The sequence below is a fragment of the Niallia endozanthoxylica genome (assembly GCF_008710145.1).
Classification (GTDB): domain Bacteria; phylum Bacillota; class Bacilli; order Bacillales; family Cytobacillaceae; genus Bacillus_BD; species Bacillus_BD endozanthoxylica.
In genome coordinates, this window is the sequence record NZ_VYKL01000081.1 from 1 (window position 1) to 2532 (window position 2532).

General features: G+C 37.2%; 1 protein-coding gene. It reads right to left on the reverse strand.

Translation table 11 applies throughout. The features are described from left to right. Positions 1–105 precede the first annotated feature (105 nt). A complete protein-coding gene (locus F4V44_RS27060) occupies positions 106–1965 on the reverse strand; it encodes a reverse transcriptase/maturase family protein (RefSeq protein WP_150443077.1) in 1860 nt (619 codons plus the stop codon). Positions 1966–2532 lie beyond the last annotated feature (567 nt).

The following is a 2532-nucleotide window of genomic DNA, read 5'->3' on the forward strand; positions in this document are numbered from 1 at the left end:
TAGTAGGGTAAGTGCCCAGCGCCTTTCCACATCTCTATGGTAGGTTTCCAAACACTCCCCCCCGAACCGTACTTACACCTCTCGATGTATACGGCTCTCCACTTATCAATCTAACCTTCCTGCATGAAGATCTACGTGGCATTGCCTACAGAGTGCCATTGTTTTTCTCCTTCTGGCTATCATAAATTGTTCCCACTTTTTCTTTCCTTTTAAATCCTTTAACTTGCGTACATGATGGATTTCTATCGGTACATTACTATCTCCGCACCATTCGCATATTTCAGCCTTCAACCTATCAATAAGTTTTGTCCTAGATAATTTGTATTTTTCTAGTTGAGGCAGGTAATCTATTTTGCTGTTCAGATCAGGCTTGTTTTGCCTGGTCATACTATCTTTAAAAAAGAAAGCTGTTCTCTGCCCTTTTTTGGTTTGATAGCTTATTGCGAAATGTCCATTTGAGTTATATTTCTTTGTAATGCTACTTATTTTAGACTTATATTTATTAGCGAAGGTTTTGTACATGCTATATTCCATTACATACTTGAATTTATTTAGTACACTGACATTGTGGGCTAACTTATAATAATTATAGAATCCTCTGATTTCGGCATTGTAGATATTTAGAATTTCTAAGTCATCATTATCCTTAAGGTACGTCCGATGGACGGGTTCCCAGATTTCTCGATTATCAATTTGTTTGATCTTTAGCGAACCGATGGAAAGAAGCTTATCCCTCCAGTTTTCGAATGGCACATATAATCCCACTTTTCCATTGTTGTATCTTTTCTTAGTTCCCTTCTTGTCACTCCTAGTGTTGTTTGTTTTAAACACTTTAATTTCGTGTCCAAGGAATTTCGCTGATTTTGTACTATGAGTTATAAGGGTTTTCTCTAGGGAAAGTTCTATCTTTAATTCGTTATGAAGGTATTTCTTAATGTCCTGTTTTACCTTTTCTGCATCCTGTTTACTTCCGATGACTCCAATTAAAAAATCATCTGCATATCTTACATATTGTAGCCTTTTATAATCAGGATACATTGGATCGGTATAAGAAATTTGGACTTGTTGCTGTTCCAAATCATTAAGTTGTTTAATAATCTCTTCCCTAGAGTCTTCTGTTAGTTCTAGCGTCTTTCTTTTCCCATCTAAAATCACGGTATGTCTTCCTGTACTTAACCATCTTCTTCTTTTAGAAATTTCCCTTCTTATTAGTTCATATTCTGGGTTATTAGGACGTTTACTCCCTTTGTCAAATTGTTTCTTGTATGCATTCATAAATTTGTCGAAGGAGTCTAAATAAATGTTTGAAAGGATAGGACTTATAATTCCACCTTGAGGTGTTCCACTATAAGTCTGGTGAAACTTCCAATCCTCTAAGTAACCCGCCCTTAGAAATTTCCAAATAAGGTTTAAAAACTTCTCATCACTTATTCTTTTACGAAGAAAATTTATGAGAGTATGATGGTCAATATTATCGAAGAAGCCTTTAATGTCACCTTCTATAAACCATTTAGCTCCTGTAAAATTCCGTTGAATTTCCAGCAACGCTGTATGGCAGCTTCTTTTAGGTCTAAATCCGTGCGAGTGATTAGAAAAATTAGACTCATAGATACTTTCAAGTATTAACCTTAAAACTTCTTGCACTATTTTATCCGCGAAAGAAGGGATACCCAATGGTCTTTTCCCACCATGTTTTTTAGAAATGTATGTCCTTCTAACAGGATTAGGTTGGTAGCTTTGATTTTTAAGGGATTCAATAAGCCTTCTAACTATATCAATGCTAAATCCATCAATGGTGTTTCCATCTGTACCCTGAGTGAGGTTACCTTCTTTATGATAGATGTTGCTGTAAGCTAAGAGGTAAAATTCCTCATTATACAGATTTCGATAAAGTCTTTCAAATTGATAATCCTTTTTAGATGACATCTTAGCTAGATTGTCCAATACTACATTAGGATTTCTCATAGTGTCTCACACACCTTCCTTATTAGTATTAAACTCGATAAGCTGTCCCCCTTCGCCATGTGCTAGGCTTTCCCTAGCTCGGACTACTACGAGGACTCCGTTGCCCTATTGGATATTCAGATACATTTATCATAGCTATTTCAAGCATTCCAACTTAGGCAATCTCCGTTTAGACAATATAAAGACAAGGCGTGCTGTAATGTCGGATGCGACTTTCGTCTTTTCTCACTTATTGTGAGAGGATAATCAATGGACACACGTTCTCTCTGACAACTGGTATATCAGATAACATTGATCACATAACGTCTATAGCTACCTTCCGTTATGAGCCACGCTATACTTCCTCAGACTATCGTTCAAGCAGTGTAGCTTTCATCCTCATTTACAGCTTTTCACTTCGCCATTCAGTCGTGACATGGTAGTTAGTCAACTTATGGCTTTACCACATGCTTTTGTCCCCTTCCGGTTTCCCTTCCAGGTTAGTGAATTTGTGATAGGTATCTTGTGTCCTGTACCTAGGGTCTTGCCAAGGACCCGATCTTTATATCGCCCTTACGGACGCACCCA